Source organism: Ochrobactrum sp. PL_is483 (assembly GCF_055816855.1).
The window spans coordinates 166346-186961 of the sequence record NZ_JBVPGS010000029.1 but is presented as its reverse complement, the minus strand read 5'-3'; the positions used below and the strand labels follow the sequence as shown (position 1 = coordinate 186961).

The 20616-nt window shown below is 55.2% G+C and carries 20 protein-coding genes, 1 tRNA gene and 1 pseudogene; 9 read left to right on the top strand and 13 right to left on the bottom strand.

Annotated features, from left to right (window positions below; all coding sequences use genetic code 11):
* The 5 genes and pseudogenes from AC0TNJ_RS06410 to AC0TNJ_RS06390 form a co-directional block, all read right to left on the bottom strand.
* Window positions 1-284 (bottom strand): annotated as a pseudogene (locus tag AC0TNJ_RS06410) (IS5/IS1182 family transposase); the annotation flags it as partial.
* A 154-nt stretch (window positions 285-438) separates the two neighbouring features.
* On the bottom strand, window positions 439-714 hold the full coding sequence (locus tag AC0TNJ_RS06405) for a hypothetical protein (protein WP_473770606.1): 276 nt from the start codon (window positions 712-714) through the stop codon (window positions 439-441).
* 12 nt (window positions 715-726) lie between these two features.
* Window positions 727-975 (bottom strand): hypothetical protein, encoded by a 249-nt coding sequence (locus AC0TNJ_RS06400; protein WP_473770605.1) that lies wholly within the window; start codon window positions 973-975, stop codon window positions 727-729.
* A 123-nt stretch (window positions 976-1098) separates the two neighbouring features.
* Entirely contained in the window at window positions 1099-2733 is a 1635-nt protein-coding gene (locus AC0TNJ_RS06395) for a site-specific integrase (RefSeq protein WP_473770604.1), read from the bottom strand.
* A 97-nt stretch (window positions 2734-2830) separates the two neighbouring features.
* Window positions 2831-2916, bottom strand: a tRNA-Leu gene (locus AC0TNJ_RS06390).
* 196 nt (window positions 2917-3112) lie between these two features.
* Between AC0TNJ_RS06390 and ilvA the strand changes: the two genes are divergently transcribed.
* The 6 genes from ilvA to AC0TNJ_RS06360 all read left to right on the top strand — a co-directional run bounded on the left by ilvA (window position 3113) and on the right by AC0TNJ_RS06360 (window position 9399).
* Entirely contained in the window at window positions 3113-4372 is a 1260-nt protein-coding gene (gene ilvA, locus AC0TNJ_RS06385) for a threonine ammonia-lyase IlvA (RefSeq protein ID WP_473770613.1), read from the top strand.
* Between the two features lie 283 nt (window positions 4373-4655).
* Entirely contained in the window at window positions 4656-6053 is a 1398-nt protein-coding gene (locus tag AC0TNJ_RS06380) for a DEAD/DEAH box helicase (RefSeq protein ID WP_473770603.1), read from the top strand.
* A 172-nt stretch (window positions 6054-6225) separates the two neighbouring features.
* On the top strand, window positions 6226-7254 hold the full coding sequence (locus AC0TNJ_RS06375) for a cysteine synthase A (RefSeq protein ID WP_473770602.1): 1029 nt from the start codon (window positions 6226-6228) through the stop codon (window positions 7252-7254).
* 2 nt (window positions 7255-7256) lie between these two features.
* Window positions 7257-8000 (top strand): alanyl-tRNA editing protein, encoded by a 744-nt coding sequence (locus tag AC0TNJ_RS06370; protein ID WP_473770601.1) that lies wholly within the window; start codon window positions 7257-7259, stop codon window positions 7998-8000.
* 20 nt (window positions 8001-8020) lie between these two features.
* Complete coding sequence (sseA, locus tag AC0TNJ_RS06365; RefSeq protein WP_473770600.1) at window positions 8021-8875, top strand: 3-mercaptopyruvate sulfurtransferase; 855 nt, start codon at window positions 8021-8023, stop codon at window positions 8873-8875.
* Between the two features lie 2 nt (window positions 8876-8877).
* Window positions 8878-9399 (top strand): GNAT family N-acetyltransferase, encoded by a 522-nt coding sequence (locus tag AC0TNJ_RS06360; RefSeq protein ID WP_122001724.1) that lies wholly within the window; start codon window positions 8878-8880, stop codon window positions 9397-9399.
* Window positions 9400-9408: 9 nt separating this feature from the next.
* On the opposite strand, the gene AC0TNJ_RS06355 is transcribed toward AC0TNJ_RS06360, so the two are convergent.
* From AC0TNJ_RS06355 to AC0TNJ_RS06340, 4 genes are all read right to left on the bottom strand, one after another.
* A complete protein-coding gene (locus AC0TNJ_RS06355) occupies window positions 9409-10200 on the bottom strand; it encodes a GGDEF domain-containing protein (RefSeq protein WP_122001725.1) in 792 nt (263 codons plus the stop codon).
* 359 nt (window positions 10201-10559) lie between these two features.
* On the bottom strand, window positions 10560-10721 hold the full coding sequence (locus tag AC0TNJ_RS06350) for a Thivi_2564 family membrane protein (protein ID WP_010660091.1): 162 nt from the start codon (window positions 10719-10721) through the stop codon (window positions 10560-10562).
* 234 nt (window positions 10722-10955) lie between these two features.
* On the bottom strand, window positions 10956-12446 hold the full coding sequence (locus tag AC0TNJ_RS06345) for an acetyl-CoA hydrolase/transferase family protein (protein WP_473770599.1): 1491 nt from the start codon (window positions 12444-12446) through the stop codon (window positions 10956-10958).
* 454 nt (window positions 12447-12900) lie between these two features.
* Window positions 12901-13731, bottom strand: a complete 831-nt coding sequence (locus AC0TNJ_RS06340) for a methyltransferase (RefSeq protein WP_473770598.1) — start codon at window positions 13729-13731, stop codon at window positions 12901-12903.
* Window positions 13732-14060: 329 nt separating this feature from the next.
* Between AC0TNJ_RS06340 and AC0TNJ_RS06335 the strand changes: the two genes are divergently transcribed.
* Window positions 14061-14861, top strand: a complete 801-nt coding sequence (locus AC0TNJ_RS06335) for a transporter family protein (protein ID WP_473770597.1) — start codon at window positions 14061-14063, stop codon at window positions 14859-14861.
* A 21-nt stretch (window positions 14862-14882) separates the two neighbouring features.
* On the opposite strand, the gene AC0TNJ_RS06330 is transcribed toward AC0TNJ_RS06335, so the two are convergent.
* Complete coding sequence (locus AC0TNJ_RS06330) at window positions 14883-15869, bottom strand: bile acid:sodium symporter family protein (protein ID WP_473769140.1); 987 nt, start codon at window positions 15867-15869, stop codon at window positions 14883-14885.
* Window positions 15870-16147: 278 nt separating this feature from the next.
* Complete coding sequence (gene galE / locus AC0TNJ_RS06325) at window positions 16148-17155, bottom strand: UDP-glucose 4-epimerase GalE (RefSeq protein ID WP_122003387.1); 1008 nt, start codon at window positions 17153-17155, stop codon at window positions 16148-16150.
* Window positions 17156-17297: 142 nt separating this feature from the next.
* Here galE and mazG point away from each other — a divergent pair, with 142 nt between their 5' ends.
* The gene (gene mazG, locus AC0TNJ_RS06320) at window positions 17298-18122 is read left to right on the top strand and encodes a nucleoside triphosphate pyrophosphohydrolase (protein ID WP_473770596.1); all 825 of its coding nucleotides are present in this window, start codon (window positions 17298-17300) and stop codon (window positions 18120-18122) included.
* Window positions 18123-18130: 8 nt separating this feature from the next.
* On the opposite strand, the gene AC0TNJ_RS06315 is transcribed toward mazG, so the two are convergent.
* Together AC0TNJ_RS06315 and AC0TNJ_RS06310 are read right to left on the bottom strand one after the other, a co-directional pair.
* Entirely contained in the window at window positions 18131-18742 is a 612-nt protein-coding gene (locus AC0TNJ_RS06315) for a flavin reductase family protein (RefSeq protein WP_473770595.1), read from the bottom strand.
* Window positions 18743-18782: 40 nt separating this feature from the next.
* Window positions 18783-19370 carry a nitroreductase family protein gene (locus AC0TNJ_RS06310; protein ID WP_473770594.1) on the bottom strand — a complete coding sequence of 196 codons (588 nt, stop codon included), beginning with the start codon at window positions 19368-19370 and terminating at the stop codon, window positions 18783-18785.
* A gap of 188 nt (window positions 19371-19558) precedes the next feature.
* Between AC0TNJ_RS06310 and AC0TNJ_RS06305 the strand changes: the two genes are divergently transcribed.
* Entirely contained in the window at window positions 19559-20596 is a 1038-nt protein-coding gene (locus AC0TNJ_RS06305; protein WP_473770593.1) for a hypothetical protein, read from the top strand.
* The last annotated feature ends 20 nt before the right edge of the window (window positions 20597-20616 follow it).

The window sequence follows — 20616 nt, the reverse complement described above, 5'->3', positions numbered from 1 at the left end:
ATGGCCTTGGCGTTGGACGTGCAGGATGCGAGCAGCGGGCAGGTCCGGCAGATGGCCGGATCAGATACATAATGCTTGTAACCGTTGCGGTCGGTCGTGGCATAGGGGAGCAATTGGCCCTCAGGGCAGCGATAGCCATCGGCATCCGCTTCGAATGCGAACTTCGACTTGCGCATCATGCCATCCCTGGGCGGCGTTGGAGTGCGGTAGGCTTTCCCTCCGTCCCCACGAATGTTCGGGTTCAACTCGCTCTCTCCGAGGAGGTTGCCTAGGATGCCTGCTGTCTGCGCTGTGGAGTAGCCACGGCGCGAGAAGAAATCATAGGCAATCCTTACGTTCGGATTGTTCTTTGCCATTTGGGTGTCCTTAAAATGAGAAAAGGCCACCCGGAGGTGACCTAGTTATTGTCGATGGGAGGCTCGGCGCAGTGCGAGCCATCTATGGTGAGGGGTAATTCTCCACGAAGACGTTTGCTCGACGCATAGCCTTATGGTGGGGGTAATGCTCGGCGACCTTCACCGTACAGCGTTGAACGCTTGATATGCCGCGAACAACGCCACAGCCAAAGCCGACCACTTGAAACACAATGCTATATGGCGGCACTCGTGCAATCGCGAATGCCCGTACGTTCTCCCGAAGCGGAATGAATACGGCCAACAATATGAGAAGCGTGGTGAAATAAGCGGCGATGCCCGCGAGGATGGCGAGGAGCATAAACGGACCTCCTCAGCCACGTTCAACCGACAACACACCCTGCAAGCGGCCCGCGAAGAACTCAATGTCCTTCGTGTCCTGCCTCTGCCAGCCATAGCCCACCGAGCATTCCCGCCATTCAACCCAAAGGCTGAGCTTGGTCAACGGCAGGCGGAACCAGAAGCCGCGGTGCTGGAGGCTGAAAACTCCGCTGAGACTGTCACGGGCATCCAAAACGAGATTATAAGCAGACTGGGAAAGCGAAGAGATAAGAGCGTTCATCTTATACATATCCTGCATTTGAGTGATGGACATGGTGAGAAGCCACCAAGCAGACGCATGAGAATCCGAAGACATGCCGGTTGGAAGCCAGCATGAAGGACATGAGCCTGCCGCGAGGCTCCCCTAGTTTTCTTCGTCTTGTTTCAGAGAATATGCAGGGAACGATTTGATAGCACTTGCTAAATCCTCAATCGTTGGAAGCTCGTAAATGGCACCTACATGGTCAGCGGTATGTCCGCACATGCCATCCCGGATGCGTTGCTCTATGCCTGCTCGTGCCGCTCTGCGCTTGAAAGTATGTCGCCAGCTATGATTGGGACTGACGCGCTTGTCATCAATGCCAAGCTTTCGAACCCAGTCGCCAAGCTTCTGTCGCGCAATCACATACTGAGGGCGAGGAGGGTTGAGGGCATCAATTTTCTTGGTTTTCCGTTCGCCATTCGGGTCATAAAAAAGTGGTCCTTCCTTCGCCTTCTTCACGAAGTCAATGAAACCTTGACTGACCAAATCGTCGTGCAGCGGGACATGGCGCGGTTCTCCGCCTTTCACGGTTCCAGCTTCCGGCACGATGCGGAGCGTCCAGAAGCCGTCTTTGTGCTGTTCAATGTCCTGCTTGCGAACCTGAGTGATTTCTCCGGGCCTTGCTCCGGTATACGCACAAATCCACGGAACCCACCGGATTGCTGAGCGGCGATGGGGCTTCATATGGCGGGCCTGAGGTTTGAGGCTGGCTTTTAGAATGGTGATTGCATCGTCTGACTGAAACTCAGTCTTCGTATGCTTCACCTTTTTGGCAGAAACCTTAACGCCATCAAACGGATTGGCGGCTATCTTTTTCTGCGACTTGACCCAGCCGAATATCCGGTTTGCAGCGGTGATATAAACCTCATTGGCAGTGCGACCGCTAAGCTTCCCCGATGCCATGAGCTTGTCTTTCCACCTAACCGCATCGGCATCCGTCAGCAGGGCTACGTCTTTACCTTTGTGGAAAGAGTCCAAGTCTAGGAATACACCACGCCAGCGGTTGACGGTCGAAGGCGCGGGCTTGCGTTCATTATGCCATCCCTCGAATGCTTCCCAAACGCTCATCCCGGCAAGCCTAGGTGGTCTCCCTGTATGCCTAGCGAAAGCGCTTTCCGTTTGCGGAAACCGTTCCCGGTAAGAATCCGGACTGTAATCGCCTAAGGCTCGCCTGCGAAGAAGTGCAAGGGCCGCTGCGAAGTCGGGTTCTAGTGCGTCGATAAATGCACTATGCGCCTCTGTAGTGAGGGAAATACCTTCGTCCGCCAGAAACGTAGGAAGCCGACCAATTTCGATAATGACTGCCCGAACCTTAGCGGCGTGGACGGCTGTTCTCACATGATCATCGTGAGCGTCCTGAAAGGAGTCGCCAGCGGCCTCCAGCGCGTCTTGGTATTGGTCGTAGGCGAAATCCAAATCGGAGACGGGTGGGGTATTCTCGCCGTTCTGACCGATGAACCAATCATACCAGCGGCCAGCGAGTTCGCGCATCTGTCGATTGCTGAGCGCGGTCGTCAGGCCAGATTGTGCCGACCGTAGAAGTGAGATGCGACCTTCGATAGTCGCCAACCATTCCAGATGAGCAAGTTTGACTTCGCTCGAAGTCTTCTCTGTGGATGCTCGAAAACGTTCCTCTTGGCGAAGGCCGTAAGCTCGCTGATACGCATCTCGAATATCTGCTGGAATCATTTTCCGGGAAAGCCAGTCCCCGTTTTTAGCTCGTGTCAGTCCTGCCATAATGACTTGCATCTGTAGCGCCCTTTGTAGCGATAGGGCAACGACAAGTCCTTGTAATTCAACAACTATCTGAAACAAAAGAGCTTCTGGGAAGCTGTGGTGCGGTCGGCGGGACTTGAACCCGCAAGCCTAAAAGGCGACGGATTTTAAGTCCGTTGCGTATACCAATTTCGCCACGACCGCAGCAATTGCCTTTGTCTATGTCATGATTTGCATCACGAATTCAAGCCGCAAAGCCTGCTAACATCAACAGTTAGCATTGCTGAATATATGCGCACTCCAATTCGTTGATTTAGCAACCTGACGCCCTTCAACCTTGTCTGCGTTGTCAAAGCCATGTAGCGGTGGTCAAAATCCAGTTGGAAATGCAGAAAGTCGAATAATGACCGCCTTTGTCAAATCCGTATCCGAGGCCGAAAAGGCAATGCGTGCGCTGTTTCCCGAAACGCCGCTGCAGCTCAACGACTATTTGTCGCGGAAATACGGCGCGGAGATTTGGCTCAAGCGCGAAGACCTGACGCCCGTCCGCTCCTACAAGATTCGCGGCGCCTTCAATTTCATTTCCAAGGCCGTCGAAACGACCGACAAGAATGCGGTGTTTGTATGCGCTTCCGCAGGCAATCATGCACAGGGCTTTGCATTCGTCTGCCGTCATTTCGGTCGCAAGGGCGTGGTTTTCATGCCGGTGACGACGCCACAGCAGAAAATTGACAAAACGCGCGCTTTTGGCGGCGAGTTTATCGAAATCAGGCTGGTGGGCGATATTTTTGACGTTTGCTATGCCGCCTCGCAGGAGTTTGCCGCAAGCCATAAGGGCGTGATGGTGCCGCCTTTCGATCATCCCGGTATAGTCGAAGGACAGGCAACGGTAGCGCTGGAAATCGAACGGCAATTGCCTGACGACAGGAAGCCTGATTTTATCCTGTTGCCTGTCGGGGGCGGGGGACTTTCCGGCGGCGTCACGCACTATGTTTCTGATCTCGGCTGGAAGACGAGTTTCCGCTTTATCGAGCCAGAGGGCGCGGCGAGCCTGAAAGGAAGCCTTGAAGCAGGCAAGCGTATCAAGCTCAATCAGGTCGATACGTTCGTCGATGGTGCGGCTGTTGCAGAGATCGGCAAGGAAAACTTCAAGCTGCTCAAAGGGTTTGATCCGAAAACTGTCATAGCAGTTCCGGAAAACCGGCTTTGTGCGACCATCATCGAGATGCTCAATATCGAGGGCGTGGTGCTTGAACCCGCCGGCGCACTCGGCATCGATGCGCTCAAGGATTTCAAGAAGGGCGATATAAAGGGCAAGCGGATCGTCATTGTTGTTTCGGGCGGCAATTTCGATTTCGAGCGCCTGCCGGATGTGCGCGAGCGTGCGCTTCGTTTCGAAGGACTGAAGAAATATTTCATCTTCCGCTTTCCGCAGAGGCCTGGCGCGCTTCGTTCGTTCCTCGATCTTCTGGGACCCGAGGATGATATTGCGCGTTTCGAATATCTGAAGAAATCGGCGCGCAATTTCGGCTCGGTACTGATCGGTATCGAAACGAAGAATGCGTCGAACTTCAAGCTTCTGGAAAAGAAGTTCGCCGAAGCGGGTTGGGCCTATCAGGACATTACGGACAATCAGGTGCTTGCTGACTTCATCATCTGATTTTGGTGGCTTAAGCAAAATCAGTTGCTTTTTCGACGAAAACACCCCATATGCCGCGTCAGGCGCATGGGCCGACGTGTTCGTCGGCTTTCCCGGCATTGGACTTGTTGCGTCTCGCCTCTGTTTTTCGGAATGGTCCGAAGGCGGGGAGACCCGAGAAATGTTCGGGCACGGCAGCGCAAGTCGCCAGGAGATTAAAAGTTCCGGCGTCCCGTCGTTATCATTGAACAGATAGAGTTCGGCAAGTTGCGCTTGACCGGCATTGGATGTGGACCATGACAGCATGGTGCCACTGAGAGAGATTGAATTGACAAAAGAAATTACGGGCGGTTTTGCCGCTCTTGGCGTTACCGGCATTTTGCTCAAGGGCGTCGAAGCCGCTGGCATGACCGAACCGAAGCCGATCCAGTTGCAGGCGATCCCGCACCAGCTTGAAGGCCGCGATATTCTCGGTATCGCCCAGACGGGCTCCGGCAAGACGGCGGCTTTCAGCCTGCCTATCCTGCAAAAGATCATCGGCCTCGGCGACAAGCGCCGCCCGAAGACCGCGCGCGCGCTGATCCTGGCCCCAACGCGTGAACTCGCAGTGCAAATCGAGCAGACGATCCGCAATGTTTCCAAACACGCGCATATCTCGACGGCGCTTGTTCTTGGCGGCGTTTCCAAGCTTTCGCAGATCAAGCGTATTGCACCGGGCATCGACGTTCTGATCGCTACGCCGGGTCGTCTCACCGATCTGATGCGTGACGGTCTGGTAGACCTTTCGCAGACGCGCTGGCTCGTCCTCGATGAAGCCGACCGCATGCTGGACATGGGCTTCATCAACGATGTGAAACGCATTGCGAAGGCAACGCATGCCGATCGTCAGACAGCACTGTTTTCGGCCACCATGCCGAAGGAAATCGCATCACTGGCCGGGAGCCTGCTGCGCGATCCCGTCCGCGTTGAAGTTGCCCCGCAGGGAACGACGGCTGCTGAAATCACGCAGGTCGTGCACCCCGTGCATACCAAGGAGAAGCGTCGTCTTCTTTCTGCGCTACTGGGCGACAAGGCCATGCGTTCGGTCATCGTTTTTACGCGCACGAAGCATGGCGCCGATGCGGTTGTCCGCCATCTGGAGCGCGATGGATATGAAGTCGCCGCCATCCACGGCAACAAGTCGCAGAATGCCCGTCAGCGTGCGCTGAATGGTTTTCGTGATGGATCGCTGCGGATTTTGATCGCAACAGATATTGCTGCACGCGGTATCGACGTGCCGGGTATCAGCCATGTCGTGAACTACGATCTGCCGGACGAGCCGGAAACCTACGTTCATCGCATCGGTCGTACTGGCCGCAATGGAGCCAGCGGTGCTTCGATCACGCTCTATGATCCAGCGGCGGAAGAATCCAAGCTGAGGGCGGTTGAGCGTGTGACGCGCAGCAAGCTTCCGATCAAGGATGCCCCGGTGGAACTCGCACCGGCTCCGGCACCCCGCGCGGCAGCTCCAGGCGAACGCCCGCAGAAGACCCATCGCAAAGGTGCGACACCGCCGAAGCCGCGCCGCGCAGCCCCAAAGGCAGCCGATCATCGTGCAGGTGGTCATGCAACTGGCGAAGCCGCTCCGAAAGCAAAGCGTCCGTTCCGCCGCAAGCGCCGCAATGCCAACGGCAATGGCAATGGCGGTCAGCGCGCGGCATAACTCCGGTTCTCAAACATTTTTCCGAAAAGCCGCCCATTTCGGGCGGCTTTTCTATTTTTGATCCGGAAACGGGTTTTGCTTTGCGTATTGGCGGGGAAAAATATTCCCTGCTTGCTTGAAGGGCAGGGCTGTTCCTCATAGTTTCCTCTGCGAAACAGGAAGGACGGATGCCATGTTCCAATCGGTGCTCGACGCTATCGGCAATACGCCATTGATCCACTTGAAAAAGGCTTCCGAACTGACCGGCTGCGCCATTTACGGCAAGGCCGAGTTTCTCAACCCCGGTCAGTCTGTGAAGGACCGAGCCGCGCTCTACATTATTCGCGATGCGGAAAGGCGCGGCCTCCTGAAACCCGGCGGCGTCATCGTTGAAGGTACGGCTGGCAATACCGGCATTGGCCTCACCATGGTCGCGAAAGCGCTTGGCTATCGCACCGTCATCGTTATTCCCGAAACGCAGAGCCAGGAAAAGAAGGACGCCTTGCGTCTGCTTGGCGCCGAACTGATCGAAGTTCCGGCCGCGCCCTATCGCAACCCGAACAATTATGTGCGCCTTTCCGGACGGCTGGCCGAGCAACTCGCCAAAAGCGAGCCGAATGGTGCCGTGTGGGCCAACCAGTTCGATAATCCGATCAATCGGCAAGCCCATGTCGAAACCACCGCACAGGAAATCTGGCGCGATACCAGTGGAAAGGTCGATGGTTTTGTCGCAGCGGTTGGGTCGGGGGGAACGCTTGTCGGCACGGCATTCGGCCTGAAGGATCGTAATGCCGATATCAAGATCGCACTTGCCGATCCGTATGGAGCCGCACTCCATTCCTTCTACACGACAGGCGAACTGAAAGCCGAGGGCGACTCGATTACCGAAGGCATAGGGCAGGGGCGTATCACCGCCAATCTTGAGGGGTTCACCCCCGATTTTTCCTATCGCCTTTCCGATGCGGAGGCGCTCGATATCGTATTCGATCTCGTGGAAAATGAAGGGCTTTGCCTCGGCGGATCGTCGGGCATCAACATTGCAGGCGCAATCCGGCTTGCAAAAGATCTCGGGCCGGGCCACACAATTGTAACGGTGCTTTGCGACTATGGTAATCGCTATCAGTCCAAGCTGTTCAATCCTGCTTTCCTGCGCGGCAAGAACCTGCCTGTGCCCGGATGGCTGGAGAAGAAAACCGAGATAGACATACCGTTCGAGGGATAATCATGGCATACGAGACCGAAGCGCTTTTCCGCGAAGATTCCTATCTTTCAACGGCGGAGAGCACGGTGCTCGCCATTACCGAAAGCGGCGGGATTATTCTCGACCAAACCAATTTCTATGCCACCTCCGGCGGCCAGCCGGGGGATATAGGCTTTTTCGAACGCGCTGACGGCTCTCGCATCGAGATTGCGACCACCGTTACCGGCGAAAACAAAAACGAAATCATTCACGTTCCGGCAGAAGGGCAGGCTTCGCCTGCAGTCGGTGAAAAACTGGTCCTGCATGTCGACTGGCCGCGCCGCTACAAGCTGATGCGCATGCATACGGCCTGTCACCTGCTGTCCGTCGTCTGCCCGTTCCCGATTACCGGCGCTGCTGTCGGTGAGGATGAAAGCCGCGTTGATTTCGATCTTCCCGATCCGACCTACACCAAGGAATTCGTGACCGAAAAGCTCATGGAGCGGGTGAACGCCAATGACGCGGTTGCCATTCGCTGGATCAGCGATGAAGAGTTCCTTGCAAATCCGGATATCGTGAAATCAAAGAATGTGCGCCCGCCGGTGGGCCTTGGTCGTATACGCCTTGTTCTCATCGGTGAAAACGGCGCAGTGGATTCGCAACCTTGCGGCGGCACGCACGTTTCCGAGACGCAGGAAGTGGGTGAAATCCACATCGGCAAGATCGAAAAGAAGGGCAAGGAAAACCGCCGTTTCCGCATTCGTTTCGGCGCTTTGCCGGAATCTTGAACCATATGGGAGTGATTGTCATGGCTGAGAAGAGCGCTTTCGTCGTTTCACGCGACTGGTTGAAAGAACGGCTCGATAAGCCGGGCATCGCGATTGTCGATGCATCCTGGTATCTTCCCGCGGCTGGGCGCAATGGCGAGGGCGAATACAACGCTGCTCATATTCCGGGCGCGGTTTTCTTCGATCAGGATAAGATCGCCGACAAGGAATCCGGTTTGCCGCACACGCTGCCATCGCCAGAGCTTTTCGCCCAGCATGTCGGCGCGATGGGCATCACGGCCGATGAAACAGTCGTGGTCTACGATGGGCCGGGTATGTTTTCCGCGCCACGCGTCTGGTGGATGTTTCGTGTCATGGGCGTGAAGAATGTCTATGTTCTCGACGGTGGCTTCGATGGCTGGAAGAAGGCTGGTTATCCAGTAACCGATGAAGTTACGAAGATTGCACCCACCTTGTTCACGCCGTCCTTCAACGAGGCCGCAGTGGTCGATTTTGCGCAGATGCGGACGATTGTGGACGAACGCGGCTCGCAGATCGCCGATGCACGTGCCGCCGGGCGCTTCACAGGCCGCGATGCGGAACCGCGCGCTGGCATGCGATCCGGTCATATGCCTGGCGCACGCAACGTTCCCGTCGGTACTCTGTCGGAAAACGGTGAGTTGAAGGACCTGGACAGCCTGCGCAAAATTTTCGATGAGGCGGGGATCGATCTTTCCAGGCCGGTTGTTACGAGCTGTGGATCGGGCGTGACGGCTGCGGTCATTACGCTGGCCCTCACATCGCTCGGTCATACGGATAACCGTCTTTACGATGGCTCTTGGAGTGAATGGGGCAGCAGGCAGGACACTCCTGTCGTGACAGGTGAAGCCGAATAAGCATGTCGGAAAAACTGGTTGCCCGCATCACCCATCTGGAAATGTCTGCCCGTCAGACTGTCCCGGTGCCCGTACCTTCCGGTATCCGGCTGGCAATCATGCGCGCGGGCAATATGCCAGTGCATTATTACCGCTATCTCTATGAACGGGTGGGACGAAAGCATCACTGGATGATGCGTCGTGTCCAGACCGACGCGGAGGTTGCGGCCGCTATCCATGCGGACACGACCGAAATTCACGTCCTCTACGCGGAAGGGTGCCCGGCCGGATTTGTCGAACTGGACCTGTCGGCGTTACCCGCTACTGCGGAAATCCTGTATTTCGGTCTCGTTGATGATTTTCAGGGGCGGGGACTGGGCAAGTTCTTTTTGAGCGAGGCTATTTCAGCCGCTTGGGCGCATGGGCCGGAAAAGGTGATGATCCACACCAATACGCTCGACAGCCCGCGCGCATTGCAGCTTTACCAGAAAATGGGGTTTGTGCCGGTTGGATGGTCCGAAGAGGAAATCGAACCCTGGAAATGAGGTGCGGCGCTATCCGCGCGCCACTTCACGAGCGCTCGCGATGGAAACGACAGACGCGCTGGCCAGACGCCCGCTTTCCTCATCGAAGACCACACAATTGCGCCCGCGTTGCTTGGCCATATACAGGCAGCGGTCAGCGCGGCTTAGCACCTGCGAGTTCGTCTCGTTCTTCGGTGCAGAGGCGACACCGATACTGATCGTCAGCGGATAGACCTGATACTCGGTCGTGTGAAACGGGGTATTTTCTACTTCTGCGCGTATGCGCTGCGCCACGCGCATGCCGGTTTCGCCGCTCGCGCCCGGTAGAAACACACAAAACTCTTCTCCACCGATACGCCCCACGAGATCACCTTTTCTCGTCACGTTTTGAAGCGCGAAAGCGATCAGCTTTAGGGCACGGTCGCCAACGCCGTGGCCGAACGTATCGTTGATCGCCTTGAAGTGGTCGGCATCGATAACGAGCAGAGTACCCGTTTCGATGCGGGAACGGCTGATCTTCATGGCCTCAAACAGCGCTTCGCGGTTGAGAAGGCCAGTCATATGGTCGATCCGCGACCGCGCCTGTAGTTCAACATGGGCCTTTTCCAACTGAAGATAGGCATCTTTCAGCTTGCCGTGCTGGTGGAAAATATAGGCGAGGGAAGGGAAGGCCGTTGCCGCAGGAATGCCCGCGCTGAGGCCGAGCGCAACGAGGCCGGGAGTGGCACCAGCAGAAAAGGCCACTATCGATGTCGCCGCCAGCGAAAACGCAACGACAGACAGCGTTATCAGTGCTGCTTTCAAAAGAGCAGACTTCTTCATTCCCTCGAACTCCCAACCCTGAGTGAGGATGATTAACGACCCCGCCTGAACCCATCATGAATGGGCTTTATTTTGCGGGCCTTATAAAAGGAACGCCTGAGAGGGGAAAGGTATCACCATGCGCCCCTACAATTTTTTGTTGATGAGTGCCATTAATGACACAATCATAGGTAGCATGATGTTTATATATTACGAAGAAATGTAAATAAGCACAACTATGTTTAAAAGAACGATCGCGACAAGACATAAATCATCAGTAGCTAATATAAATATGTAGCGCCTTTAGCAAGGCATTTCGGAAAATCCCGGAGTAGCGCGGGGCCGGAAACTCCGGGATCGTAGCTGCTGAAGGCTTTTAATCAGAAGACCGCCAGATATTTCAGAAGTGAAATAATGCCGATAATGATCACGATAACTTGAGCGATCTGTTTGACCTTGGCATCCAAAGGCAGCATGTTGATCAGATAAAGTACGAGGAAGATAACGAGAATTGTTATCAGCAGGCTGATAAGGATGGACATGGGCGGTCTGATCCTTCCCGGAACTTGGGGTTGCGTTGCCCATCAGACGACCGTTCCTTCGCGCCGCCCGATTGAGCCCGTTTAAGCCGGAAGGAAGAGCAGGGCTCTTGCAGCCGGCACATCGTTTCCAATCCAAAAACAATGTGCCGGTTAACGTTCCAAGAAAAAGAAGGTTCCGCTTTATAAGCAAGAACTTAAAATAGTGCGCTGCTTATCTCTGGAGCTTGCAGATCGCTATCTGCGCATACTGCCCGTTTCGCGACGGCGCTGATGCCAGCTGAAAGCTTCTTCGATCAGGTGAGGGGTGTGCCCACCGCGTGCGCACGCCCGGTCGAAATAATCGTTGAGCTGGTCGCGATAGTCAGGATGCGCGCAGTTATCTATGATTGTCCGCGCGCGTTCACGAGGCGCGAGGCCGCGCAGGTCGGCAAGGCCTTGTTCAGTCACAAGAATATCCACGTCATGTTCGGTATGATCGACATGGGTCACCATCGGCACGACAGACGATATCGCACCATTTTTGGCTTCGGATTTGGTCACGAAAATGGAAATAAAGGCGTTGCGGGCAAAGTCGCCTGAACCGCCGATCCCGTTCATCATGTGGGTGCCATCGACATGCGTGGAGTTCACATTGCCATAAATGTCGAGTTCCAGCGCCGTATTGATGCCGATGATGCCGAGGCGGCGGATGACTTCCGGGTGATTGCTGATCTCCTGCGGACGCAGAATGAGTTTGTCGCGGTAACGGTCGATATTGTTGAAAACACGCTCTCCGCAGGTGGGGCTGAGCGTGATGGACGATCCCGATGCAAAGTCCAGTTTTCCGGCATCGAAGAGATCAAAAGTGCTGTCCTGCAGCACTTCGCTATACATGCGCAGATTATGGAACGGGCTGTCGGCAAAACCGTTCAATACCGCATTGGCGATTGTGCCTATACCGGCCTGAAGGGGGTTCAGCGTCAGGTCGAGACGCCCGGCAGCTACTTCCTGCATCAGAAACTCGATGAGATGGCCAGCGATGGCAATCGTTTCACTGTCAGCCGGTTCCACGGTTGATGCGCTGTCATTTTCCTTCGTGATGACTATGCCCGCGATCTTTTCCGGTGGGATCGGAATGTAGGGCAGGCCGACGCGGCTGTCGCATGCCGTGACCGGGATAGGATCGCGGGAAGGGCGCTTCGTAGGAATATAGATGTCGTGCAGCCCTTCAAGCGCCATAGGCTGATTGAGATTCACCTCCACGATGACCTTGTCGGCCAGAATGGCAAAGCTCGCCGAATTGCCGATTGATGTGGTGGGAATGATCCCGCCACTCTCGGTGATGGCAAGCGCTTCGACGACGGCATAATCGATCGGGCCGATCTGGTTCGAGCGCAATTGCTCGACGGTTTCGGAAAGATGCTGGTCGATGAACATCACTTCGCCGCGATTGATGGCGGCACGCAGGGTTCGGTCTACCTGGAACGGCATGCGCCGCGCGAGAACATGCGCTTCCGTGAGCAGCTTGTCGACATCGTGGCCAAGCGAGGCGCCGGTAATCAGCGTGATCTTGAACGGATCTTTCGCAGCGCGTGCGGCCATAGCGACCGGAACGGCCTTGGCGTCGCCAGCGCGCGTGAAACCGCTCATGCCGACTATCATGCCGTCTTGAATCAGGCCCGCAGCCTGTTCTGCGGTAATGATCTTGTTCCGAAGCGATGTGTTTCGAATACGTGCTTCCAACATCTGTAAATCTACCTTCCTTCCCATCCGGACCGTTTTTCTGGGGAGGTGATCCGGAAATGGTACTCGCTATTTCGAAAACGGAATGCCATTGCGTTCCCGCTCTCGAAAAATGGCGCCGCAGGGTAATAGCCCATATGGATCGACAGTACATGCATGCTTTGGTCTTAGATGCCAACACAGATTACCGTGATACGGAATCTGTTTCCCACGCGATGCATTTCTTCGAAATGATTGAAATCAACGAGTTGGAACGGCGACGCATATCGGTTTGACCGTAAAGGGCGCAAGCGTAGCCCATCCTGTCAGAGCAACACACGAAGGTCGCATAAGATAGATTATGGAACTAACGTATAGGTGCTGTATGAAGGTGACTGGGGCATTCCAGTAAAACTGTGAAACGGTTTTGCGTTAGGAAATGCGACACTCGCTGACGCATTTGCCATCAGCATGAATATCAACGGCGCTGCGCGATATAGAGATGTCCCGGAACTGGTGCTCCTTGTTCACTGCGAACAACAATATCTTCGCAACGCACACAATCCATTTCGTGGTTGTCGAGCATCGCTCGCACATAGGATTGGGCATGGGCGAAACGTTGATAGTCTCCCACCATGAATGCACGCCCGGCAAGTCGCGCATCGTCCAGCGTCTCGCTGGAAAAGCCAAAATGTCCGCCCGGTGACAAATGCGCGGCAATACCCGCGAAGAATTTGTCGAGTTCGCCCATGTAAGGCAGGACATCGGTGGCGACGATAAGGTCCCAACGCGGTTCGCTTGTGGTTTCGAGAAAACGCACGGCTTCGCCGACGAACAATGCCTGATAGTCGCCTTTCTCGTAGGCAACTTCGATCATGTTTTCAGATATGTCGACACCGGTTTTATGTCCGGCCATGTCATCGAGCGCGTCGGCGGACAGACCTGTGCCGCAGCCGAGATCAAGCATGCGCTCTGCAAAAAACTCTTCATTCATTTCAAGGAGCATTTCGCGCAGCTGCAGCGGAACGTCATAGCCTAGCTGGTCGACAAGGATCGTATCGAACATTTCGGCGTGCTGATCGAAAAGCGTGGAGACATAGGCATCCGGCGCCTTTAGCGGCACAGCGCCGCGTCCCATGCTCGCAAGCCGCACGGCAGCACCACCATGATCCTCGGGATCGATGCGCAACACATCTTCATATGCTCTGGCAGCGGCATCGAAATCACCAGCCTTTTCCAGTGCGAGCGCCCGGTTGTAGGCTTCTGCAAGCGCTTCCTGATCAAAAGCCCGGCTATCGTCCTCAGCCATTGATACCTGCCTTTCCCGTCTTGCACTGCAAATGTGCAAGGACAGCGCAAACCGCGCAAATCTCGTTAGAACATATTTCGATATGAGGACCAGAAACCCGCATCACGGGAGCAGGGCCCCTGCCCGTTCTCCTACGCCGATCCTCTTGTTCCCGCAAGCACCGTGAGGGATGCATGTTTTATTCAGGCCTTAAAAAAGATTATACTAATATTACTCTTATAGTTGTGAATAACAAAAGTATTCAATGAAAAAATACAAGCTGGATGGTAGCCTAAAGACGATATTCTGCTGCTTGAAAAAGTATATTATTCACCCCTAATGAGGCACCAATGTACAGTTCAACTTTGAAACCATTATTCTTTTTGATGGCAATGGTGGCTGGCATTGTGCATGCGCATGCCGATGACGATCAGGAACTGGCGAAAAAACTTGCGAATCCCATCTCCAGCCTTATCAGTGTTCCGTTGCAGAGCAACTACGACTGTTGTTTTGGCCCCAAAGACGCCTACCGATACACACTCAACCTTCAGCCAGTCGTGCCATTTTCACTGAACGAGGATTGGAATCTTATTGTTCGCACGATTGTTCCGATCGTTTACCAGCAGGCTCCGGCGGCTGGCTTCGACGATCGTTTCGGACTGAGCGACACAACGCAAAGCTTCTTCTTTTCGCCTGCCCAGACTGTAGACGGCATAACCTGGGGCGTCGGCCCGGTGTTTCTGTGGCCAACTGCTACCAATAGCGAACTTGGCACTGGCAAATGGGGCGCTGGCCCTACCGGTGTCGTGCTTAAACAACACGGCAGCTGGACCTACGGTGCATTGGCGAACCATATATGGTCCTATGCCGGGCACAGTGACCGCGATGCCGTTAGCCAGAGCTTTGTCCAGCCGTTTCTTACCTATACGTTTCCCGATACGACTGCGCTAAATTTCTCGTCGGAAATGACCTATGACTGGAATTCGGAACAATGGACCGTACCGATTAATGCGGGCATATCGAAGGTCTTCAAGTTTGGCGAACAACGGGTCAGCATTGGCGTATCAGCGCGATATTATGCAGAGGCACCGTCGAACGGCCCCAAATGGGGAGCTCGCTTCGTAACCACGTTCCTGTTTCCCGAAAAATAACGCAAGGCGCGGTTGGAGCCCCTACTCCGCCGCCGCTGTGACGCGCTCGTCATGGCCTTTATGGTCAGCGAGTTTTCGGGCAATCACTGCACAGGCCATAAGTTGGATCTGGTGAAAGAGCATCAGGGGCAGAACGATGCTGCCGACATTCGCACCGGCGAAAATCGCGCTTGCCATCGGGGCACCGCTGGCGAGGCTTTTTTTCGAACCGCAGAACATGATGGTGATGCGGTCCGGACGGTTGAAGCCAAGCCACTTGCTGCCGTACCATGTGGCAAGCAGCACGGCGACCAGCAGAACGATATTGACGCCGACCATCATGCCGAGGTCATCCCACGAAACAGTGCGCCAAAGGCCTTCCACGACCGCCTCGCTAAAAGCCAGATAAACGACCATCAGGATCGAGCCGCGATCAACGAAACCGAGCGCCTTGCCGTGACGACGCATGAAACTGCCAATCCATGGCTGCAAAATCTGGCCGAGCACGAATGGCGCCAGCAATTGGAGCAGGATGGATTCCAGCGCATCGACCGATATTCCGCCGCCGCCATTGACTGCGAACAAGAGGCCTACCAGCAACGGGGTGAGAAACATGCCGAAAATGTTCGAGGCCGAGGCGGATACAATGGCCGCCGAAACATTGCCTCCCGCTATCGATGTGAAGGCGATGGACGACTGGACGGTCGAAGGCAGAACGCAAAGATAGAGGAGACCTGTATAGAAGGCCGACTGCGACAAACCCGGGATGGTCCATCCCGCCGCCAGGCCAAGGATCGGAAACAGGATAAATGTCGACGAAAGCACCGCCAGATGCAGTCTCCAGTGGGTTATGCCCGCAATCACGGCCTCGCGGGAGAGCCGTGCGCCATGCAGAAAGAAAAGCAGACCGACAGCGAATTTCGTCGCCAGCGCAAACCAGTCTGCAAAATCACCGCGCACGGGCAGCACCGACGCGAGCAGAATGGTCACGATCAGCATGCTGGTGAATTTGTCAGGCAGGAAACGCATTATATCGTCCAATCTTGCCGGCATCGCGAAATGCGACGGCCGCTTCATTCTAAGGGCATTTCCAGCAAAAGTGAGAAACGGTTTTGCTTTGAAAATGCGACAAAACAAATAGTTGGAGCGGTTCCGGTGACTCAGTGAAAATAGGAACCGCTCCAAGTGCTAGCAGGCTTTTGCTCGTTCATAAAATTCGCGGGAGGGGTTTCAATCATCCCGAGGCCTAAACGATACGCAGCTTCGAGACAGGGCCTCGAATCGGGTGTCTCCGAAACCCTGTCAGGTCACTCGTAGCCGTTGGGGTTCTTGGACTGCCAATGCCACATGTCCTGACACATTTCCCGGAGGTTCTTCTCGGCTGACCATCCGAGGAAATCCCGCGCGAAAGTGGGGTCAGCGTAGCATTCCGCCACGTCGCCCGGACGGCGCGGTGCAAGCTCATATTTGATCTCGCGGTTCGAAACATGCTCGAAGGCCTTGACGACATCGAGAACGCTATAGCCCTGCCCTGTTCCCAGATTGACCGAAAAGCACTGCGGCTCATCCAGCTTCTTGAGAGCTTTCAGGTGACCTGCAGCCAGATCGACCACATGGATATAGTCGCGAACGCCGGTGCCGTCGGGTGTAGGATAATCATTACCCCACACATTCAGTTTTTCGCGGCGACCCGTGGCGACCTGGGCGATGATCGGCATCAGATTGTTGGGAATGCCCTTCGGGTCTTCACCGATCAAGCCGCTCTCATGCGCGCCAACCGGGTTGAAATAACGCAGGATGGCGATCTTCCAGCTATTGTCGCCATTGTAGATATCGCGAAGCATATCTTCGATGACGAGCTTGGTACGGCCATAGGGGTTTGTCGCCGTCAGCGGCTGATCCTCGGTGATCGGCAATTTCTGCGGGTCGCCATAGACCGTAGCCGATGAACTGAAAACCAGCGTCTTGACGCCCGTTGCTTCCATCGCTTGCAGCAGGCGAAGCGTGCCCACCACGTTGCAGTCATAATAGAGCATCGGTTTTTCGTTCGATTCGCCTACGGCTTTCAGGCCCGCAAAGTGAATGACGGCCGTGCATTTATGATGCCGGATAACCTGTTCGAGAAAAGCGCGATCCCGAATGTCACCCGCTTCGCGGCGTGGTGCCCGCCCGGTGATCTGTTCGATGCGATGCAGGGCTTCCGGGTGGCTGTTATCAAAATTGTCGACCACAACAACATCGTGGCCCGCTTCGATGAGCTGCACGCAAGTGTGGGAGCCTATATAACCAGCGCCGCCAGTCACAAGAATTGTCATCGTTTATGTATCCGCTTGTTGAACATGCCGCCCTGTTGTGCGATCCCGGCTGACTATGCAAAATCAGCAACAGACTTCAAGTCATCCGGCGCGATTCTCTGGCATTGACAGCCATGGATTAGCCAAGTTTGATGGAGCGAAGATGAAACCATCCCGCAATATCGATCGTCTGCTCGAAATCATGGCAGCGCTCCGCGATCCCGAAACCGGCTGTCCGTGGGACGTGGTACAGAATTTCCAGTCCATCATGCCCTATACGCTTGAGGAAACCTATGAAGTCCTCGATGCGATAGAGCGCAACGATATGGATGATCTGCGCGAAGAGCTTGGCGATCTGCTGTTGCAGGTGGTTTTCCACTCCCGCATGGCCGAGGAACAGGGCAGTTTTGCATTCGGCGATGTTGTCGAAGCCATAACCCGCAAGATGATACGTCGCCATCCGCATGTTTTTGGCGATGCCGAAGCCAGAAGCGCTGGCATGGCCAAGGGATCGTGGAATCGCATCAAGGCAGAAGAAAAAGCCGAACGGGCCGAACGACGCTCAAAACTCGGGCTTGAAACGACCGAGAAGAACGGTTTTCTGGATGATATTCCGCAAGCCTTCCCTGCCCTGCTGCGCGCGCTGAAGCTCCAGCAGAAAGCAGCGAAAGTCGGCTTTGACTGGTCTGAAGCTGCACCAATTCTCGACAAGATCGCCGAGGAAACCGCAGAGCTTAAGGAAGCTATGGCAGCGAAAGAACGTGCGGATATAGAAGAGGAATATGGCGACCTGCTGTTTGCCATGGTCAATCTCGGTCGCCATCTCGAAATAGACGCGGAAACCGCGCTTGTCGCCGCCAATGAGAAGTTCAGGCGGCGTTTCCATTTCATCGAAAAGACGCTCGGTGAAACCGGAAGCGATCTAGATGCCGCGACCCTTGACGAGATGGAAGCAATCTGGGGCGAAGCGAAGAAAAAGGGGCTGTAGTCAGGCCCTTATTTTGCGTCTTCCCATTTTGGGCGGAACATCTGATAGACGCTTTCCGTCGTGGCGAAATCCATATAGCCAAGCCTGCTGACGGGCTTCGCTTTCGCGATGTCGATGAGACCGTCGGTCAGGACCTGTTCATCAATATGAACACCGACGACTTCGCCAATCACCATATAATTATCGGTTAGCCTGCCCTCTTTGTCCTGCAATCGCTTGATTTCCACCGCCACACACTCAAGCGCGGCATAGGCTTCCCTGACGCGTGGAGCTGCAATAAGTTTGCTCGGTGCTCTGGTGAGGCCAGCATATTCAAACTCGCTGACGCCGCGCGGCGCATTGACGGACGATGCATTCATCGGTGTTTTCAAATGATCGCTCACCAGGCTGGCGGTGAACTCACCGGTTTGCTCGATGAACGAAACGCTGTCCTTCGCGCCGTTCGACGAAAACATGACCATGGGCGGCGTGTCGCAGATCGCGTTGAAGAAGGAATAGGGGGCGAGATTGACCGCCCCTTCCTTCGATTGCGTCCCTATCCAGCCGATAGGCCGTGGAGCCACGATTGCCTTGAACGGATTATGGGGCAGCGGGTGCCCTTCCCTCGGTTCGTAAAACATATGCTTATCCGTTGATTAGCAAGGATTGTTAAAGCTGAATCTAGGCTTGCTTCCATGGGCCGGAATATTCGGCAACAATCTTATCCATATCAGCTCTCGGGCGTTCGGGCATTTTGTTCGCTGCCGTTCCTATATGGACGAATCCGGCAACGCGTTCATTGGGAGCCAGCCCCAGAAAAGAACGGGCGGGCGCGTCGTCCGAGTACCAGTTGGTGATCCAGTTGGTGGCATATCCGAGCGCGTTAGCGGCGATGCAAAGGTTCATCGCGACAGCTCCGGCGGACAGGAATTGCTCCCATTCCGGAATGCGCTCATGGGCGACGGGCGACGAAACGACGCCGATAACGAGCGGTGCGCGTGAAAAGCGCGTCAGCTCTTTTTCTTTCCGCCCTTCCGGCATTGGACCTTCGATTTCTTCAGCACGTTGGGCCAGATACTCGCCGACTTTAAGCCGCGCGTCACCGCGATAAAGGATGAAGCGCCAGGGCGTCAGGCGTCCGTGGTCTGGTACGCGCGCGGCGACTTTCAGCAGTGCTGCAAGTTCCTCGCCCTCGGGGGCCGGTTCGGAAATAGCCGAAATCGGGGTGGAACTGCGCTGCGCCAGAAAATCGAACACCGGGTGGGTCACGGATAACCTCATCACTAAAAATGCTGCTTATATTGCTCCACTTATTTGGGGCTGCCTCTTCTCGCCCGTTGCATGCGAACTGTAAAGTCATAATTCAGGAATGGATCAATTGAGGGAAGTTGGAAAAATTGGGGTGACGGAAGCGATTTGGCCTTGAATTCGCCACCCGCATGGGCTCAAAAATAATCATGTCGGATCGCTTGAACCTGTTTTACCCGAAAAGAAAAATCGCCGTGCGTGGGGGATCGTTTTTGACAGCGGTCTTGCTTGCTGTCAGTGCAGTGCCATCGACGGCTCAGAGCCTCGATCCGCAGACACATATCCCGCAGTTGCAGACCACCACGACCGGTCTGCCCGACTTGCCGCAACCGGCGCTCAATCTTCCGACACTGAACAATTACGCTTCGCCCTCAAGTCCGGAGAACAATCCGCTTGTCCAGACGCGTGAACTCGATCTCAAGGCACGCTTGAGCGAAGATGGCGGAGACATTCCCGCAGGGCTTGTTTGGCGAGTGTTTTCGCCTGATGTCGGCCCTGACGGGCAGCTACCGCTTATCGCGAGCGCACAGGGCGGCAGCGCAGTTTTCAATCTGCCGGAAGGCAGCTATCTGGTGCATGTTGCCTATGGGCGTGCGGGTGCCACGAAGCGGATCACGGTTGGAAATGCGACGCGTCATGAAGTGATGATGCTGGATGCAGGCGGGATGAAGCTAAGCGCTATCTTGCCCGATGGCGGCAAGATCAACAACGAACTCCTGCGCTTCTCAATTTATGCCGACGAGGACAATAATGACCGTTCGCTGATCGTCCCCGACGTCAAGCCGAACACGATCATTCGTCTTAACAGTGGCACCTATCACGTTGTTTCCAATTATGGTTCCGCGAACGCCATCATTCGAGCAGATATTCGAGTGGAAGCGGGAAAATTGACCGAAGCGACCGTTCAGCATCGCGCCGCGGAAGTGACGTTGAAGCTTGTGCGCGAGCGCGGCGGCGAAGCACTTGCCGATACGTCATGGTCTGTCCTGAACGCTTCTGGTGACGTGGTGCGCGAAAGTGCGGGCGCTTATTCATCGATGGTTCTCATCGAGGGCGATTATGTTGCGGTCGCCAAGAACAAGGACCGGATTTATCAGCGGGATTTCAAGGTTTCATCCGGCAAGAATGACGAAGTCGAGGTCGTCGCCAATGGCGAGTCCGAGTCTGTTTCAGACAGCATGGATTGAGTTCTAATCATCCTCAAAGC

What these genes read in the sequence shown, in the direction of transcription:
- galE (WP_122003387.1), bottom strand. Translation starts at nt 17,155, where the DNA reads ATGACAATTCTTGTGACTGGCGGCGCTGGTTATATAGGCTCCCACACT.
- AC0TNJ_RS06340 (WP_473770598.1), bottom strand. Translation starts at nt 13,731, where the DNA reads ATGGCTGAGGACGATAGCCGGGCTTTTGATCAGGAAGCGCTTGCAGAA.
- AC0TNJ_RS06335 (WP_473770597.1), top strand. Translation starts at nt 14,061, where the DNA reads ATGTACAGTTCAACTTTGAAACCATTATTCTTTTTGATGGCAATGGTG.
- AC0TNJ_RS06405 (WP_473770606.1), bottom strand. Translation starts at nt 714, where the DNA reads ATGCTCCTCGCCATCCTCGCGGGCATCGCCGCTTATTTCACCACGCTT.
- AC0TNJ_RS06360 (WP_122001724.1), top strand. Translation starts at nt 8,878, where the DNA reads ATGTCGGAAAAACTGGTTGCCCGCATCACCCATCTGGAAATGTCTGCC.
- AC0TNJ_RS06330 (WP_473769140.1), bottom strand. Translation starts at nt 15,869, where the DNA reads ATGCGTTTCCTGCCTGACAAATTCACCAGCATGCTGATCGTGACCATT.
- sseA (WP_473770600.1), top strand. Translation starts at nt 8,021, where the DNA reads ATGGCTGAGAAGAGCGCTTTCGTCGTTTCACGCGACTGGTTGAAAGAA.
- AC0TNJ_RS06315 (WP_473770595.1), bottom strand. Translation starts at nt 18,742, where the DNA reads ATGTTTTACGAACCGAGGGAAGGGCACCCGCTGCCCCATAATCCGTTC.
- AC0TNJ_RS06370 (WP_473770601.1), top strand. Translation starts at nt 7,257, where the DNA reads ATGGCATACGAGACCGAAGCGCTTTTCCGCGAAGATTCCTATCTTTCA.
- AC0TNJ_RS06380 (WP_473770603.1), top strand. Translation starts at nt 4,656, where the DNA reads ATGGTGCCACTGAGAGAGATTGAATTGACAAAAGAAATTACGGGCGGT.
- AC0TNJ_RS06305 (WP_473770593.1), top strand. Translation starts at nt 19,559, where the DNA reads ATGTCGGATCGCTTGAACCTGTTTTACCCGAAAAGAAAAATCGCCGTG.
- AC0TNJ_RS06400 (WP_473770605.1), bottom strand. Translation starts at nt 975, where the DNA reads ATGAACGCTCTTATCTCTTCGCTTTCCCAGTCTGCTTATAATCTCGTT.
- AC0TNJ_RS06350 (WP_010660091.1), bottom strand. Translation starts at nt 10,721, where the DNA reads ATGTCCATCCTTATCAGCCTGCTGATAACAATTCTCGTTATCTTCCTC.
- mazG (WP_473770596.1), top strand. Translation starts at nt 17,298, where the DNA reads ATGAAACCATCCCGCAATATCGATCGTCTGCTCGAAATCATGGCAGCG.
- AC0TNJ_RS06345 (WP_473770599.1), bottom strand. Translation starts at nt 12,446, where the DNA reads ATGTTGGAAGCACGTATTCGAAACACATCGCTTCGGAACAAGATCATT.
- AC0TNJ_RS06355 (WP_122001725.1), bottom strand. Translation starts at nt 10,200, where the DNA reads ATGAAGAAGTCTGCTCTTTTGAAAGCAGCACTGATAACGCTGTCTGTC.
- AC0TNJ_RS06375 (WP_473770602.1), top strand. Translation starts at nt 6,226, where the DNA reads ATGTTCCAATCGGTGCTCGACGCTATCGGCAATACGCCATTGATCCAC.
- AC0TNJ_RS06395 (WP_473770604.1), bottom strand. Translation starts at nt 2,733, where the DNA reads ATGGCAGGACTGACACGAGCTAAAAACGGGGACTGGCTTTCCCGGAAA.